Annotated in this window: 13 protein-coding genes; 4 read left to right on the forward strand and 9 right to left on the reverse strand. The window is 63.0% G+C overall.

Annotation, left to right across the window (positions count from 1 at the left end):
• Positions 1-42 precede the first annotated feature (42 nt).
• Positions 43-849 carry a M57 family metalloprotease gene (locus ACFE70_RS01245; protein ID WP_375415882.1) on the forward strand — a complete coding sequence of 269 codons (807 nt, stop codon included), beginning with the start codon at positions 43-45 and terminating at the stop codon, positions 847-849.
• A gap of 113 nt (positions 850-962) precedes the next feature.
• Here the strand turns inward: ACFE70_RS01245 and ACFE70_RS01250 are convergent, their stop codons facing one another.
• The 7 genes from ACFE70_RS01250 to rsfS form a co-directional block, all read right to left on the reverse strand.
• On the reverse strand, positions 963-3,623 hold the full coding sequence (locus ACFE70_RS01250) for a S8 family serine peptidase (RefSeq protein WP_375415883.1): 2,661 nt from the start codon (positions 3,621-3,623) through the stop codon (positions 963-965).
• 300 nt (positions 3,624-3,923) lie between these two features.
• Positions 3,924-5,084 carry a zinc-dependent alcohol dehydrogenase gene (locus tag ACFE70_RS01255; protein ID WP_375415884.1) on the reverse strand — a complete coding sequence of 387 codons (1,161 nt, stop codon included), beginning with the start codon at positions 5,082-5,084 and terminating at the stop codon, positions 3,924-3,926.
• Positions 5,085-5,180: 96 nt separating this feature from the next.
• The gene (locus ACFE70_RS01260) at positions 5,181-6,089 is read right to left on the reverse strand and encodes a hypothetical protein (RefSeq protein WP_375415885.1); all 909 of its coding nucleotides are present in this window, start codon (positions 6,087-6,089) and stop codon (positions 5,181-5,183) included.
• A 34-nt stretch (positions 6,090-6,123) separates the two neighbouring features.
• Entirely contained in the window at positions 6,124-6,918 is a 795-nt protein-coding gene (locus ACFE70_RS01265) for a UDP-2,3-diacylglucosamine diphosphatase (protein WP_375415886.1), read from the reverse strand.
• A 65-nt stretch (positions 6,919-6,983) separates the two neighbouring features.
• Positions 6,984-7,646 (reverse strand): lactate utilization protein C, encoded by a 663-nt coding sequence (locus tag ACFE70_RS01270; RefSeq protein WP_375415887.1) that lies wholly within the window; start codon positions 7,644-7,646, stop codon positions 6,984-6,986.
• Positions 7,647-7,803: 157 nt separating this feature from the next.
• A complete protein-coding gene (gene ftsH, locus ACFE70_RS01275; RefSeq protein WP_375415888.1) occupies positions 7,804-9,924 on the reverse strand; it encodes an ATP-dependent zinc metalloprotease FtsH in 2,121 nt (706 codons plus the stop codon).
• A gap of 175 nt (positions 9,925-10,099) precedes the next feature.
• On the reverse strand, positions 10,100-10,498 hold the full coding sequence (gene rsfS, locus ACFE70_RS01280) for a ribosome silencing factor (RefSeq protein ID WP_375415889.1): 399 nt from the start codon (positions 10,496-10,498) through the stop codon (positions 10,100-10,102).
• 129 nt (positions 10,499-10,627) lie between these two features.
• Between rsfS and ACFE70_RS01285 the strand changes: the two genes are divergently transcribed.
• The 3 genes from ACFE70_RS01285 to ACFE70_RS01295 all read left to right on the forward strand — a co-directional run bounded on the left by ACFE70_RS01285 (position 10,628) and on the right by ACFE70_RS01295 (position 15,189).
• Complete coding sequence (locus ACFE70_RS01285) at positions 10,628-11,395, forward strand: biotin--[acetyl-CoA-carboxylase] ligase (RefSeq protein WP_375415890.1); 768 nt, start codon at positions 10,628-10,630, stop codon at positions 11,393-11,395.
• Positions 11,396-11,586: 191 nt separating this feature from the next.
• Positions 11,587-11,982 (forward strand): T9SS type A sorting domain-containing protein, encoded by a 396-nt coding sequence (locus ACFE70_RS01290; protein WP_375415891.1) that lies wholly within the window; start codon positions 11,587-11,589, stop codon positions 11,980-11,982.
• Positions 11,983-12,189: 207 nt separating this feature from the next.
• Complete coding sequence (locus ACFE70_RS01295) at positions 12,190-15,189, forward strand: protein O-mannosyl-transferase family (RefSeq protein WP_375415892.1); 3,000 nt, start codon at positions 12,190-12,192, stop codon at positions 15,187-15,189.
• A 56-nt stretch (positions 15,190-15,245) separates the two neighbouring features.
• Here the strand turns inward: ACFE70_RS01295 and ACFE70_RS01300 are convergent, their stop codons facing one another.
• Entirely contained in the window at positions 15,246-15,707 is a 462-nt protein-coding gene (locus ACFE70_RS01300) for a hypothetical protein (protein WP_375415893.1), read from the reverse strand.
• Positions 15,700-15,915: a hypothetical protein gene (locus ACFE70_RS01305; RefSeq protein WP_375415894.1), complete on the reverse strand. Its 216-nt coding sequence runs from the start codon at positions 15,913-15,915 to the stop codon at positions 15,700-15,702. Before ACFE70_RS01305 ends, ACFE70_RS01300 begins: the two co-directional genes overlap by 8 nt.
• Positions 15,916-15,971: the final 56 nt, after the last annotated feature.

A 15,971-nucleotide genomic window follows, 5' to 3' on the forward strand; every position in this document is an offset into this window, starting at 1 on the left:
CATTATCTTTACCAAATCTTCAATTTCTTAACAAACTCATCTATGAAAATTACTCGTTTACTGTCAGCCAGCCTGTGCTTCGCTTCGACGCTGGCTTTCTCTTCCTGCTCGAAGGAAAACGAATCGGTTACGGCATCTAATGACGTGCCGCAGGCGGTGCTCGGCCAAATCAAGCAGCTTGGCTTCACCACGCAGGGCGCGGCCCAGGTGGAAGGCGGCTACCTGGTGGAGGGCGACATCTTCCTCACCAACGAAAACCTGGCCTCGACCAGCGCCGCGCAGCTGCTGCGCGTGGGCGCCGACGAGCAGTACCGCACTACGGAAGTCGTGAGCGTGGGCGCAGGCCGCACCGTGAGCGTAGCCGTATCGAGCGTCCTGCCGGCCGCCTACGTGACGGCCACCGATGAGGTCATTCGCCGCTACAACGCTGAGAATTTGCTAATTAAACTCGTGCGCGTCTCGTCGGGGGGCGAAATCACGCTGACTGAGGCGCCCCGCAACGCGCGCTACCTGGCTTCGGCGGGCTTTCCCACGGGCGGCAACCCCTTTAACTCGGTGAAAGTCAATGCCCGCTCCATCGGCACCGCCAACCCCGCCACGTATATCGCCACCATTCTGGCCCACGAAATCGGGCACTGCATCGGCTTCCGCCACACCGACTATATGGACCGCAGCTACAGCTGCGGCGGCTCGGTGAGCAACGAGGGCGCCAGCACCGTGGGCGCCGTGCTCATTCCCGGCACGCCCGCCACGGCCGACTCCAACTCCTGGATGCTGGCCTGCATCGGCAGCGGCGCCAACCGGCCCTTCAATGCCAACGACCGCACCGCGCTGAGCTTCATCTACTAGGGTAGGAAATTGCAGCATTGGCCGCCCGGCCATGTAGAAACCCCGGACTTAATTTGTAAGTCCGGGGTTTTTTGTGCCGACATTTTTCCACTTAAGTCAGCTTCCCTACCCCCTCACTCCAGCACAATGCGCCGCGTGACGTCGGGTCCGGTGCTGAGGCGGGCCCGTAACAGGTAAAGGCCCGGCCGCAGGCCGCTGGTGTCGAACACGTTGATGGCGCCGGTGCCTTCGCCCGCGCGCACGGGGCGGCCCAGCGCGTCGTAGAGACGTAATTGCAGGGTGGCGCCGGGCACGGCCACCACTTGCAGCGGCTCGCCGGCACGGGCCGGCACCGGATACACCAGCAGCTCGGCCTGGCGCACCTGCTGCACGCTTTCGACGGCACTGTAGAAGCTGCGGCCAGCCGCGTCCTGCCCCCAGATGCGGTACTGGTTGAGGCCGGCGCGGGCCGTCAGGTCCGTGAATTCCAGGCTCGTCTGGTCCACCGGCTGCCGGGTCTGAATCGTCTCAAACTCCCCGCTGACCGGGTCCAGGCGCTGCAAGTGAATGGCTTGCAAGCGGTACAGACTACTCAGCACTAGGCTCAGCCGCACGGTGTCGGCCACCGGCTGTCGGGGCACGAAGGCGCGGATGTAGCAGCTCAGGCCCGCGCCGGCGGGGCTGGCGGCGTTGCTGCGCTCGATGAGGCGGCCCCGCAGGCGCGGGGCCACGGCAAAATAGGACCCGGCTGGCAGCGGCGCGGGCAGCACCAGCAGCGTGTCGGTGGTTTGCCGCAGCGGCTCGTAGGCGGTGGCGCCGAGGCGGTAGACTTGGTAGCCGGTGGCGCCCGCCACGGCCGGCCAGGTGAGCAGCGCTTCGGTTGCGCAGGCGTAGGCCACGCGCAGGGGTAGGAGCGGGGCTAGGGCAAAGGTGTCGGAGACAAATTCCCTACCCCCCCCCACGGCGCGCAACTGCGCCAGCGTCGTTGTGTCGGGCGGCGTCCAGGTCAGGGTTTGGGAAGCCAGCTCGGCACTGACTTCTAATGGCCGCCAGGCTACCTGACCCACTGGGCGCCAGGCAAACTGCGCCGACGCCGATTCGCCCGTCCACTGCCAGCGCAGGAGGGTAGGCTGGCCGGGCCGCAAGTTGCGCGTGAGGTTGGGGAAGAGCCATTCCAGGCCGGACGCCGTCACCTCGTAAGCCACGCTGAATGCCTGCGAGGCGCCGCTGCTCACTCTGAATCCGCGCACCCGCACCCGGTAGCGGCCGGCGGCCGGGCGGCGCAGCGTGATTTGCTCAGCATTGTTGAGATGGTCGGCCCCGCGGCGGGCGGGCAGGGCCAGCGAGTCGGGATGGGGGTAGGCGCTCAGCACCCAGGGCTGCCAGCGGGCGCCGGGCGCCGGGCCAAGCAGCTCCAGGTCGAGGTCGTTGACCAGGGCCTGCGCCGCATTGGGCGCGGCCTCGGGGTCGGTCCAGGCCAAGGTGAGCTTGAGCTGCGCGGTGCCGGGCGGCACCGTTAGCTCAAACGTCTGCTCGGCGGCCGGCGCCACCTGGCCGCCGAAGTGGCGGCCTTCCAGCACGGCGCGCACTGCGCCCAACGCATCGGCTTGGCCGTAGCCGCTCACAAAATCCAATTCTGGGCGGCCGAGGTCGTCGGCGCTGGTTAGCAGCGCGGCCTTCACCAGCGCCGACGACGGCCGCGTGCCGCCGTGCCGGCTGGCGTAGGCGTGCTGCACCAGCAGGCTGATGCCCGACACCAGCGCCGCCGCATCCGACGAGCCGGCATCGCCGAAAGCCACCAGCTCCGGCTTCACGCGGCCATCGTAGGCGGGGCCGCGCGAGCTTTGCGGCGCCACCTGACCCAGCGCGTTGGTCGCGCCCACGCTCAGCGAGTTCTTCGACATCTTAAACTGCCCGGTCAGGTTGGCCACCGCGGGCAGGCTCTGGTAAGCGCCGCCGGGGCTGGCCAGCAGCCCGGAGTTGCCGCTCGAAAACACGTGCAGCAGCGCGGGCAGGGCCGCGGCCTGGCGGTCGTAGTCGCGGGCTTCGAGGCCGTAATAGTTCTCAATGCCCGTGCCGTAGGAGTGGTTTTGCACGCTCACGCCGAGCTGGGTGAGCTGGGCGTCGGGCTCGGGCAGCAGGTTGGCGTAGGAGTGCGAAACCAGGCGGGCCTCGCGGGCGGCACCCTCGCCGGCCGGACCGGTGTTGCCGGCCCCGGCGATGAGCGTAGCCATGATGCTGGCGTGAGCCGACTCAATCACGGTGCCGGAGTCCACCAGCAGCCGGCCCCGAAAGTCCAGGTCCAGCGGGTCAATCGGGTTTTCCTTGACTGAAACCGTCAGGCCGCGCCCCGTCAGCGCCGGGTAGTGCCGGTGCACCGCCCGGATGGCATTCACCGTGAGGTCAGCCTGATTGACCAGCCGCTCATCGTGGGCCACTCGCGTGGGCTGGTCGATGAACAGCACCAGCGGCGAATCCAGCAATTGGGTCAGGGCGGCCGGCGTCACGTCGCGGAGCGTGAAAATGCCGCCTGCCTTGCTCGCCAGCTGAGCCGGGACTTCCGGCAGTGTCCGGGCCATCCAGGCGGCAAACGCGGCTTGGTCGCGTACGCTCACCCGCACCGCCTGCCGGGCTTGCCGCTTGGCCAGCCCCGGCGCCAGCCGCGATGCCGCGGCAGCTGTCCTCACCGCGCCGGGCGGCGCCTGCGCCGCGCCTACCCCCCCTTGCAGCAGCAAAGCCAGCAGGGGTAGGAACCGGCAAACCAAGCGGGAGCAGCAGGGCGCAACGGAGGGCATATCAGAATGACAAATGAAGCAGGCAGAACAGGCCGGGCCGCCGGCCTAACAAGCTGTTTAAGAAGTTGTCCAAAACTCCATTGAAACGTCATGCTGAGCCTGCCGAAGCATCTCTACCGTGTCGTTGAACAGCCCTAACGACGCGGCAGAGATGCTTCGACAAGCTCAGCATGACCGCCTGGAGGCCTCCTAAATAGCTTCTAAGATACGGCAAGCGCTGCGCTGCCTATTTCTTACAAAGAAAAACGCCGGTCTGCTGGGGCAGGCCGGCGTTTTCAGGTGCGCTAGTCAAGCAGTAGCTCAGGGCTTGAGCACCACTTTCACGCAGTTATCTTTCTTGTTCTTGAAGATGTCGTAGCCGTGGGGCGCCTCGCTCAGGGGCAGGTGGTGGGTGATGATGTCGTCGAGCTTTACCTGCCCCTTGATTACGTGGTCTAGCAGGCGGTCGATGTGCTTGTGCACCGGCGCCTGCCCGCCCCGGATGCTGAAGCCCTTGTCGAAGAACTGGCCGATGGGAAAGTTGTCGTAGGGCGTGGGGAACACGCCCACTACCGAGACGATGCCGCCCCGCCGCACGGCGCTCATGCAGGCCTCGATGGTTTTGACGGAGCCTTTTTCAAAGTTGATAACGGCCTTGGCGCGGTCGAGCAGGTCGCGGTCGGGCTCGAAGCCCACAGCCTCGACGCACACGTCGGCGCCGCGGCCCTCGCTCATGCTACGGATTTGCTCCACCACATCCTTCATGTTTTCCCAAAGAATGGTTTCGCAGTTGGCCGACTGCCGGGCTTTGTCCAGACGGTACTGCTGGGTGTCAACGATGATGACGCGGGCCGCGCCGCGCAGCCAGGCCGACTTGGCGGCCATGATGCCGACCGGGCCGGCACCGAAGATGGCTACAATCTCGCCGCCGTTCACCTCGCCCCAGTCGATAGCCGAGTAGCCGGTGGGGAAAATATCGGTCAGAAACAGAGCCTGGTCATCGGTGAGCGAATCGGGGATGATGCGGGGGCCGAAGTCGGCGTAGGGCACGCGCACGTACTCAGCCTGCCCGCCGTCGATGCCACCGTAGAGGTCAGTGTAGCCGAACATGGCGCCGCCTTTCTGGGTCAGCAGGCCGCCTTCGGGGCCGTAGTGGTCGGGGTTGGAGTTTTCGCAGTGGCCGGGCAGGGCGTGATTGCAGAAGAAGCAGGTGCCGCAGGCCACCGGGAAGGGCACCACCACCCGGTCGCCGACGCGGAGGTTGCCCACGCCGCGGCCCACTTCCTCGACGATGCCCATGAACTCGTGGCCAATGACCATTGGGCGCGGCTGCGGCAGGCCACCGCTGTAGAGGTGCAAGTCGGAGCCGCAAATGGCCGTGCTCGTGACGCGGATGATGGCGTCGCGGGCTTCTTCAATTTTGGGGTCGTCCACCGTATCGACGCGCACGTCGAAAGGGCCGTGAATCTGGAGAGCCTTCATGAAAAGGAGTTTGGAAGTGAGAGAGGTTTCCAAACCTAACGGCGGGCTCTACGGCCGGGTTGCTACGGCTGAGGGGGGTAGGGAATCGGGCGGCGCTCAGCGCAGCCGGTACACCAGCACGCCCGCAGCCGTCACGAAATACGCCGCGTCCTCGCCCAGCAGCACCTGGCGCACGCTGGCCGGGTCGAAGGGGGTAGGGGGCCAGGGTTGGCGCCGCTCCTGAAGCTTGTATAAGTTGAAGAAGTGCAGGCCGTCGGCGGCGAAATAATACAGCTCGTCGCCGCGAAAGCCCACGTAATTCAGACCCGCAAAGGGCAGCTTCTTTTGATAGTTGCCCAGGTTGTCGAAGATAAAAATGCCGCTGGCCCGGTCGACGAGGTAAAGATTGTTCTGGTAGTGGCGCAGGAAGCGAAAGTCGGGCCGGGCGCGGCCGATAAGCAAATCCAGGGGCGTATTCTGGGGGCGCAGGCCGGCTTGCGGGTCGAGGGTGCGCAGGGTCAGCGTGCTTTCGTCGAGTAGCCAGACGCGACCGTCGGGGGCGAGCGTGGCGGTGCGCACGGTGGCGTCGGGCAGGTAGTCGGCGAGCCGGATTTCGCTGAGGGGCGCCATAAATCTATCCAGCAGCACGAGTTGCTGGCGGTCGTCGTAGAAGAGCAGCGTCTGGGTCAGGTTCCAGGCCTCAACCAGCCCCACGCGGCCGGGCTGGGGCGGGGCGTAGGTGTTCAGGGCCTGGCCGTCGCGGGCAAATTGGCGCAGGTTGTTGCTGGCATCGGCCACGTAAAGCGTGCCGCGCCGGTCCAGCGAAGCTGGGCCGGGGTTCGGCAACTTTATGGTGGCGACCAGCTCCCAGCCCATCTCCCCGGCTTTGTCCGGCGAAGGGGGGGTAGGGGCCATGACGGTTTGGGCCGGCGCCGCCTTGGCTGCCGGCGCCACGGAAGCGGCGTTGGGCACGGTCTGGGCCCGCGCCGCGCTTACCAGCACGACCACTGCGAGACACTGCGCCAAACACTGCGAAACACTGCGTGAAATAAGCCTCACGCTACTCCTCAAAATGCCGCAAAGCCAGCTCATTGCCATCATACATCCCATAGGAACAATAATTGACCCACTCGCCGAGGTTAATATACTGGCTGCCCGGCCCCACGGCCACATCCAGCGGCAGGTGCCGGTGGCCAAATACGTAGTAGTCGTGGTGCTGCCGCGCTTCCAGCTCGCGGCAGTACACGAGCAGCCACTCGTCTTCGCCAAAATACTTGGCGTCCGCCTCCCCGTTCTGAATCCGGCTGCGGCGGCTCCAGGCATTGGCCAGGCCGATGCCGAAGTTGGGGTGCAGCCGCGCAAACAGCCACTGCGTGAAGCGGGCGCCAAACAGCGGCTTGAGCACGCGCTTGTAGGCGTGGTCGCCGGGGCCGAGGCCGTCGCCGTGGCCGATGTGAAAGCGCCGCCCACCAATCGTCTGGCTCACGGGATGGCGCAGAATCGGAATGCCCAGCTCCTGGGTAAAATAGCCGAACATCCACATATCGTGGTTGCCGGTAAATATAGTGATGGGCAGCCCGGCGTCGGTCAGCTCAGCCAGCTTGCCTTGCAGCCGGATAAAACCCTTCGGAATGGCGTGGCGGTATTCAAACCAGAAGTCGAAGATGTCGCCGAGCAAATAAATGGCCGCCGCATCGGGCGCCACGGCATCGAGCCAGCGCACAATGCGCCGCTCCCGCGTCAGGGATGAAGCGGCATCCGGCGCGCCCAAATGGAAGTCAGAGGCGAAGTAAACGTTGCGGCCGGGGGGCAGCGCCAGTTCAGGCAGGAAGTTGGTGCTTGGTGCTTGGTGCATAGTGCTTAGTTGTTGCTTGGCACTCGGTGCCTGGTCTAGTGGTTAGAAGTACCATGCACCAAGCACTAGGCACCAAGCACCAAATTATCATCGAGCAAAAATAGGGCAAGCCGGCGCGGACCGTGGGCGCCGAGCACCAAGGTCTTTTCGATGTCGGCCGTGCGGCTGGGCCCCGTCGTCAGCGAAATCATAGAGGGTAGGCCGGCGCCGTACTTATCCTGCATCAGCTGCAAGGCGTCGCCGATTTCGGCCACCACCTGGCCCGGCCGCGCCACGACCAAGTGCTGGTCGGGGTAGATGCTGAGCCGGCGTCCGCCGGCCGTCGCGGCCGACACGAGTACGCTACCCGTGCGCGCCACCAGCGCTTCGCAGCTGGTCAGGCCTAGGTCAGCATTCTGGCGAAAGTCGTCTTCCCCGGCCCGAAACGGCACTTTGGCATCGGCCAGTAGCTGCTGCAATTCCGGCTCCCACACGTAGGGTGGCGCCAGCGCCGGCTGCTTCGCCCAGAAACTTGCTAGGTGGGCGGCCAGGTGCGCCGGGCTTTCGCAGTAGTAAAACTCGCCGCCGCTGCGCTGAAAATTGGCCGCAAACACCACGGCCAAGTCCTCGGCCGGCAGCGGCGGATGCACCGGCGCCGCAAAATCTGGCCGCTCCGGCAGCGGCACCGGCTGGGCCAGGGCCCCGCGAATGCGGGCGAGGATAGCGGTGCGAGCAGCATTGTCAGGCATCAGGCAAAGATATCAATTGAGCAGGCCAGGCTGGCTGCGCTGTTTCCCTACCCCCCTTACGGCGTCACAAGGGGGGTAGGGAAACAGGGCGCAATACGCAAAAAAGCCAGCCTCTACAGAGAAGCTGGCTTTTCACTTTTTAACTAAAAGACCACTTTTACAACCCAGCTACCGCCGAGCCTGAGGGCGTTGCCGCTTCGCTGCCACTGCTGCCATTGTCGAGGCCCGGCAGGTGCAAATCGGGCAGGTCATTGCCAAGCTTGCCGGCGGCCACCTGCTCGCCTTTCACCTCCGAAGCGGTTTCACTGCGGTCGGTGCCGGCCATGTGAGCCTGGTAGTTGGTCTGCCCGCCGTAGGGGCGCTTGCCCACCAGCCGCTCCAGGTCTTCCTGCAACAGTACTTCCTTCTCCAGCAACTCCTTGGCCACCAGCTCCAACTCGTGGCGGCGCTCGACGAGCAGTTCCTTAGTGCGGGTGTAAGCCTGGTCAATGATGTTGCGTACTTCTTCGTCAATCATCTGCGACGTGGCTTCCGAATAAGGCTTGCTGAAGCCGTACTCATTCTGACCCTTCGAGTCGTAGAAGGAGACGTTGCCGAGCTTGGCGTTCATGCCGTACATCGTTACAATAGAGTAGGCCATCTTGGTGATGCGCTCTAGGTCGCTGAGCGCGCCGGTCGAGATTTTACCGAACACCAACTCTTCGGCCGCGCGTCCACCCAAAGCCATGCACATTTCATCGGTCAGTTGCTCGGTGTTGTACAAGAACTGCTCCTTGGGTAAATACTGCGCGTAGCCCAGCGCCGCTACCCCGCGCGGCACGATGCTCACTTTCACCAGCGGGTCGGTATGCTCCAGAAACCAGCCGGCAATGGCGTGGCCAGCCTCGTGGTAAGCCACGATGCGTTTTTCGCCGGGCGAGATAATCTTGTTCTTTTTCTCCAGGCCACCAATCACGCGGTCAATAGCGTCGGTGAAGTCCTGGTCGGTGACCATTTTTTTGTCGCGGCGGGCCGCAATCAGAGCGGCCTCGTTGCAGACGTTGGCAATCTCAGCGCCGGCAAAGCCGGGCGTCTGAGCTGAAAGGCGCCTGGCGTCCACGTCGGGGCCCAGCGTTAGCGGCTTGAGGTGTACCTGGAAAATCTCGGTGCGGCCGTTGATATCGGGCTTGTCGATGCTGATTTGGCGGTCGAAGCGGCCGGGGCGCAACAGCGCTGAGTCCAGCGTGTCGGGCCGGTTCGTAGCGGCCAGGATAATAACGCCGGAATCGGTGCCGAAGCCGTCCATCTCCACCAGCAGCGAGTTCAAGGTGTTCTCCCGCTCATCGTTGCCACCGGGCACCGAGCCGCGCGAACGGCTGCGCCCCACGGCGTCAATCTCATCGATAAAGATGATGCAGGGTGCCTTGGCCTTAGCCTGCTTGAACAAGTCGCGTACGCGGGCCGCACCCACGCCCACGAACATCTCCACAAAGTCAGAGCCTGAGAGCGAGAAGAACGGTACGTCGGCCTCACCCGCTACGGCTTTGGCCAGCAAAGTCTTGCCGGTGCCAGGAGGACCTACCAGCAGCGCGCCCTTCGGAATCTTGCCGCCCAGGACGGTGAACTTGCTCGGATTCTTCAAAAACTCGACAATCTCCTGCACTTCCTCCTTGGCTTCTTCGAGGCCGGCCACGTCTTTAAAGGTGATTTTAACTTTATCACCACCCTCAAACAAGGCCGCCTTGCTCTTGCCAATGTTAAAAATCTGGCCGCCCGGACCCGCCGCGTTGCTCATGCGGCGCATCAAAAACCAGAAGCCCACGAAGAGCAGAATTGTGAAGCCCCAGGTGCTAAGCAGGTCCACGTAGCTCTGCCGGGTGTCAATGTTGAGCGGAATGCGCTGCTCCGGCGCCAGAGCCACCTGCGCCTTGTCCAAATCTTCCTTGAACTGCTTGGCATCAACGACCGGAAAGTAGAACTGCGGGCCACGCTCCGCTGCCGTGCCGAGCGGGCCGCGCCGGGTCAACTCCGGCAGGTACTCCGGTTTGCGCAACGCCTCCGGCTTGAGTTTTACCTCGACTACCTTCTCGTTGATGAGCGTAATTTCGCTCACGTCGCCCGCGCGTAATATGGTCTCGAAGCGCTGCTGATTAATTTTCTGGCTGGGGTTGAGGCTATTGAAATAAAACATTCCGAATAGAAACACCAGCAGACCGGCCAGAATCCAGAGCTGCGCCCCCGGCCGGGGGGTAGGGGTAGGCGAGCCCGGCTTTTTCTTTTTAGGCGTGATATCCGACATGAGGATTTAAAGCTAAGACGATAGGATAATGGGGCTAGAACACCCGGTTTTGGGGAATGGTTTGGGGCCGATACCCGCACAATTCGGGCCTGCCAAGGCAGCCACCGAACCCATGACGGTCCGGCGCGCTAAGCCATTGACGAACGGCCGCAAAGCATATTTTAGCGGCCGGATTTTAGCGGCCTAGCGCAGCGGGCGCGGCCTCGGCTTCGATGTAGCTGATGTCGGCGTCGCCCCACAGCTCTTCGAGGGCGTAGAACTGACGCCGGTCGCGCAGAAACACGTGCACCACGACATCGACGTAATCGAGCAGCACCCATTCGCCGTTGGTGCGGCCCTCGCTCTGCCAAGGGTTCTGGCCAGTGACTTTCTGCACCTCGTCTTCCACCGAGCGCGCCACGGCGTCGAGCTGCGTGTCGGAACCGGCCGAGCAGATGATAAAATAATCGGCAACAGCATTTTTTAATTCCTTTAAATTCAGCACGACGATATCAAGGCCTTTTTTCTCCTGAATGCCGCGTACGACTACTTCTGCCAATGTGTCCGAATCCTGCCGGACCAAGGTGCTCTTCATAGGGGAGGGGTAAGTTTGGGCGCGCCGGCCGCCACTGGCCGCCGGACGGCGAAAAACAACGTTAAGTAACTTAAAGATACGCCGCTAAAAGCAAGGCGGGCCGCCGCTAAGGGTAGTTTTGGTAAAAATATGGGGCTGATTACTCCCAACACATTCTTCACGGGCCAGCAGCTGATTTGGTTGCCCAACTGTCCTTCCACCAACTCCGAAGCGCAGGCTTTAGTTGGCCAAAACCGCGCCAGCGAGGGCTGTACTGTCATAACCGACGAGCAGACCGCCGGCCGCGGGCAGCGCGGCAACCGCTGGGAAGCCGCGCCCGGCGAAAACCTGACCTTATCGGTCGTGCTCCACCCTACTTTTCTGGCCGCGCCCGCCCAGTTTGCCCTGAGCCAGGCCGTTGCCCTAACTCTGCACGACTGGGCCAGTGCCCTGCTCGGCGAGAGCAGCAGCCCGGCCCTAAAAGTGAAATGGCCCAACGACCTCTATTTCCACGACCAAAAGCTGGGCGGCGTTTTGCTGGAGAACACCCTGACCGGCCCAAAAATTCAGCATAGCATAGTCGGAATAGGACTAAACGTAAATCAGCTGCAGTTCGGCGTGCCCACGGCCACCTCGCTGGCCCGGCTGACTGGCCGCCGCTACCAGTTGCCGGCCGTGGCCGCCCGCCTGCTCGAATGCCTGGAGCGGCGCTACCTACAGTTGCGGGCCGGGCAGTTGGGCAGCCTGCGCCAACAGTACCTGCGGGCCCTCTACCGCTATCAGGAAACTCACTTTTTTGAAGTCGGGGGCCGCGTGGTTTCGGGTCAAATTGTGGGCGTAGACGAAGATGGCCGCCTGGCCGTGGCCATAGCCGGCGAGCTGCGCCGGTTCGGACTCCAGGAGATTCGCTACCGCTGAAGGGACTGAGCGCCGGAGATTGAGCCCATTGCTTGAAGCCCTACCCCCCACCCGCTGCCCAAACCCTAAGCAACCAGCGGGGCCTGCCGGCCATCTATGATACCGATGCCGCCCGGCACGGTGCTTGCCAATGCGGGGACAGCGGCGCTAAAACACCTATCTTCACGCGGCCTCTTTTCTGCCCTAACGTCATGAGAATCTTTACGAAACTGGCGCTGCTGCTCGGCGGACTGCTAAGCATGGTTTCCGGGGTGGCGGCGCCCCTTCGGCCAGCCGCAGCTGTCAGTTCGCCCGCCACGAGTCAGGGGCAGGTGCCGCCGCTGGGTGGCGGCACCCTGAGCCTGTTTCCCAACCCCAGCCAGGGCCTCATCACCGTCAGGCTGATGGGGCCGCAACTGGGCCCTTACTACCAACTGCGCCTGCGCAACATCATCGGCCAGGAAGTGCGCACCATCGCCCTGCGCCCCGAGCTGATGGGCGCCACCGGCCTACCCCTCGATTTGTCGGATTTGCCGGCCGGCCTCTATTTCTACAGCCTGCTGGTAGATAATAGAGCCGTGCTCACCAAGCGCCTGACGCTGCAATAAGCCGGCGACGGATTGCAACCAATTGTGAAAGCAGCCGCCCTTGGGTGGCTGCTTTTTTCGTGCAAGACACTTTCCATCATGGCCACGCACCCTGCTTCATCTGCCTCTGTTGCCCCCGGTAAGCCGCCGGTTCCGGCTGTCCGCCCGGCCTTTATGCCTACTTTTGACCCTGATATCCTTCCCTTAACCGGCGCCCCGCGCCCTGGTATGCGTTCCTTTAGAAGTCTGAATAATCTGGTGGGCTGGCTCGTGTTTGCCATTGCCTTCGTCACCTATCTGCTCACGCTGGAGCCCACGGCCTCGTTCTGGGATTGCGGCGAGTTCATCGCCTGCGCCTACAAGCTGCTGGTGCCGCACCCGCCGGGCGCGCCGACGTTTCTGCTGCTGGGCCGGGTTTTGTCGCTATTCTCGTTCGGCGACGTGACCAAAGTGGCCGTGCTGATTAACGCCCTTTCGGGCCTGAGCAGCGCCTTCACGGTCTTGTTTCTGTTCTGGATTATCACCCACCTGGCCCGCAAGCTGCTCCTTGCGCGGCCCGACTTCAGCCTCGAAACGCCGGAGCCCAGCCGCCTCGACACTTTCCTGATTCTGGGCGCGGGCGCCGTGGGCGCGCTGGCCTTCGCCTTCTCCGATTCATTCTGGTTTAACGCCGTCGAGGGCGAGGTCTACGCCATGTCGGCGCTCTGCACGGCGGCCGTGGTTTGGATAATAATGAAGTGGGAGGCCCGCGCTGACCAGCCCGACTCCGATAAGTGGCTCATCCTCATCGCCTACGTCATCGGCCTGAGCATCGGCGTACACTTGCTCAACCTGCTTACCCTGCCGGCTTTGGGGTTGATTTACTATTTCCGCCGCTCAAAAAATCCGTCGCTGCGCGGCGGCGCTATCGTGCTGGTGGTGAGCATGATTATCGTCGGCTCTATTCTGGTCGGCATCATTCCCGGCCTGCCCACGCTGGCCGGCGCCTTCGAGGTGTTCTTCGTGAACTCAGTGGGCCTGCCCTTCAGTGGCGGGCTGATTGTCTTCCTTATTGTATTCGTGGGCCTGACCTATCTGGGCTTCCGGCTCTCGTTTCAGCGGCGCAGCCAGCTGCTGAACACGGCCATGCTGTGCTTTCTGTTCATTTTGATTGGCTATTCGAGCTACCTCATCGTGCCGATTCGGGCCAACTACAAGCCCACGATTAACGAAAACGACCCCAGCGACGTGCTCTCGTTCGTGAGTTACCTCAAGCGCGAGCAGTACGGCTCGCGGCCCCTGCTCTACGGCCCGCAGTTCAACGCCCAGCCCGAAAGCTACGCCGAGGGCGCCCCGCGCTACACCCGCAACATCGCCACCGGCAAGTACGACGAAATCCTACCCCGCCAGCAAGAGCCCGTGTACCGCGACGAAGACAAGATGCTCCTGCCGCGTCTCTACTCCTACGAGCCGGCCCAGATTGCCGAGTACCAGAAATGGGTTGACATTCAGCAGGAAACCAAGCCCACGATGGGCCAGAACCTCTCGTTCATGGCGCGCTACCAGATGGGCCACATGTTCTGGCGCTACTTCATGTGGAACTACGTCGGGCGTGAGTCCGATGTGCAGCAGGCCGGCGTGCTCACGCCCTTCAGCCCCGGCCGGAATTCCCTACCCCCCCCCGTGGCCCAGAGCATGGCCCGCAACAACTTCCTGGCTATCCCCCTGATTCTGGGCATCTTCGGCTTGTTCTTCCAGGCCCGGCGGCGCGGGCAGGACGCCCTCATCGTGGGCCTTTTGTTCCTGATGACCGGCCTGGCCATCGTCATCTACCTCAACCAGCCGCCGAGCGAGCCGCGGGAGCGCGACTACACCTTCACCGGCGCCACGTTTGCTTTCGCCATCTGGATTGGCCTGGGCGTGCTGGGCATCGCGGACTTGCTGCGCTCGGTGCTCAAGGCCGACGGGCTGCGCACCGGCGCGGCCGTGCTGCTGGGCCTCATCGCCCCTGGCATCATGGTGGCGCAGGGCTGGGACGACCACAACCGCTCGAACCGCTACAACTCGGTTGATTCGGCCAAAAACCTGCTCGATAGCTGCGCGCCCAACGCGGTATTGTTCACCAACGGCGACAACGACACCTTCCCGCTCTGGTACGTGCAGGAGGTGGAAGGCTACCGCACCGACGTGCGCGTGGCCGTCACCAGCTACCTCAACACCGATTGGTATATCGCCCAGATGAAGCGCCGGGCCTACAAGTCCGACCCGCTGCCCATCAGCATGGACGCCAAGGCCTACGTGCAGGGCAACAACGACGTGCTCTACTACGCCGCCAACCCGGCCGTGAAGGAGTTGAACCTGAATGAGTTCATCGGCCTCGTGAATCAAGCCAGCCCGCTCCTGCGCCAGCAGTACGGCGAGGGCGGCCCCGAAGTCACGACCTACCCCACGAACCAGTTCTTTATGAACGTGGACACGGCGGCGGTGAAAAAGCTGGGCCTCGTGCCCAAGGGCCGCGAAAAGCAGCTCGTCGCGCGCCTCGACTGGAGCATGGGCAAGCGCTTGATTGAGAAGAAAAACCTGGTGATTCTCGACATGATTGCCACTAACAACTGGCAGCGGCCCATCTATTTCTCCAGCACTATCAACCCCAGCGACTACATGAACCTCCAGCCGTATTTTCAGCTGGAAGGCATGGCCTACCGCCTGCTGCCGTTCAAGGACCCCAACTACGACCCGCGTGGCGACGAGGGCTACGTGGCCCTGGACCTGAACTACCAGAAACTGATGCAGCAGTACAGCTACCGCGGCCTGAACAACCCGAAGATCTTCTACGACGAAAACAACCTGCGCTTTCCGGCCAACTACCGCGACAAGTTTGCCCGCCTCGCCACGGCCTACCTGCAAGCCGGCGACACCGCCAAGGCCCGCGAAGTAGCCGTCAAGTGCCTAGCCCTGATGCCCGACGAAGCCATTCCCTTCGACGTGTACACGCCGCAGCTCGTGCCGGCCCTGGTAGCCGGTGGCGAGAAGGCCCGCGCCAACCAAATCATGGACCTGCTCACCGACCGCGCCAGCCAGATGCTCTCCTACTACGCCACCCGCCCCGATGCCGCCCTCTTCGACAACGACCAGCGCGGCTACCTCGTCACACTGAACAGCGTGGGCCGCGCCGCCGAGCAAGTCGGCGACAAGGCCCGCAGCCAGAAGGCCATCGGGCTGTTGCAGCAGTTCTACCCGCAGCAGTAGGGGGGTAGGAAAGTGCTAATAAAAAGGCCGGCCTGCACACTGCGGACCGGCCTTTCTTATTTTCGGCCAAGCAGATTATCCAGGTCGTTCTGGTCACGGGGACGGCCAGCGGCGCGCTTGGCTTGCAGCAGGTGCTGGTAGTGAATGAGCCGGACAGTCAGACCTTCGACTTCCATATCCGTGGCCTGGGGATAAGCCTCGGCAAAGTCCAGTCCTTTCAGGGTCGTGATGATGTCGATGGCAACCGGCGGGCGGCCAAACGTGAACACGTCGTAGTCGGGCCGATTTAAGAAATTGTCGGTGCTCATATCGAAAACTGGCATTCCGAAGGCGTGAAAAGCGTGCACCAGTTGATTGTAGTTAGCCAACGATTTCTCAACCCAGATGTCGAGGTCGCCAGTCGTGCGGCTATAGCCGTGCAGGATGACGGAATAGCCGCCAACCAGCAGGTAACGCACCTGATGCTGGCGCAACGCCATCAGAAAATCCCGAAAGTCGGCGTTGAAGATGTTAGCCATCGCGGCGGTGCGCGTGGGCCCGGCACGAAAAGGCCGTCCGGTCGAGGCGCGGCGGGTTGTTCACATCATAGTTGAAGGCCACGCTGTTCAGGTACGCAGCTGCCCGTAGCCGCTCAGTTGGCGTGGCGGGCTGGTTTTGGCGGTGGTAGGCTTCGGCTTCCTCATGCGTACCCGCGTGAAAAGCTGTTCGGTCGAGACGAAAATTCATGGTAGCGAAGGTACTTGGTTACGCAGAAGCTACTAAAATTTCCTACCCCCCTCCCT

Origin of the sequence: uncultured Hymenobacter sp., assembly GCF_964243305.1 — a bacterium.
GTDB lineage: Bacteria > Bacteroidota > Bacteroidia > Cytophagales > Hymenobacteraceae > Hymenobacter.

Coding starts and splice junctions, on each gene's coding strand:
- ACFE70_RS01245 (WP_375415882.1), top strand. CDS start 43: ATGAAAATTACTCGTTTACTGTCAGCCAGCCTGTGCTTCGCTTCGACG.
- ACFE70_RS01250 (WP_375415883.1), bottom strand. CDS start 3,623: ATGCCCTCCGTTGCGCCCTGCTGCTCCCGCTTGGTTTGCCGGTTCCTA.
- ACFE70_RS01255 (WP_375415884.1), bottom strand. CDS start 5,084: ATGAAGGCTCTCCAGATTCACGGCCCTTTCGACGTGCGCGTCGATACG.
- ACFE70_RS01265 (WP_375415886.1), bottom strand. CDS start 6,918: ATGCACCAAGCACCAAGCACCAACTTCCTGCCTGAACTGGCGCTGCCC.
- ACFE70_RS01270 (WP_375415887.1), bottom strand. CDS start 7,646: ATGCCTGACAATGCTGCTCGCACCGCTATCCTCGCCCGCATTCGCGGG.
- ftsH (WP_375415888.1), bottom strand. CDS start 9,924: ATGTCGGATATCACGCCTAAAAAGAAAAAGCCGGGCTCGCCTACCCCT.
- rsfS (WP_375415889.1), bottom strand. CDS start 10,498: ATGAAGAGCACCTTGGTCCGGCAGGATTCGGACACATTGGCAGAAGTA.
- ACFE70_RS01285 (WP_375415890.1), top strand. CDS start 10,628: ATGGGGCTGATTACTCCCAACACATTCTTCACGGGCCAGCAGCTGATT.
- ACFE70_RS01290 (WP_375415891.1), top strand. CDS start 11,587: ATGAGAATCTTTACGAAACTGGCGCTGCTGCTCGGCGGACTGCTAAGC.
- ACFE70_RS01295 (WP_375415892.1), top strand. CDS start 12,190: ATGCGTTCCTTTAGAAGTCTGAATAATCTGGTGGGCTGGCTCGTGTTT.
- ACFE70_RS01300 (WP_375415893.1), bottom strand. CDS start 15,707: ATGGCTAACATCTTCAACGCCGACTTTCGGGATTTTCTGATGGCGTTG.
- ACFE70_RS01305 (WP_375415894.1), bottom strand. CDS start 15,915: ATGAATTTTCGTCTCGACCGAACAGCTTTTCACGCGGGTACGCATGAG.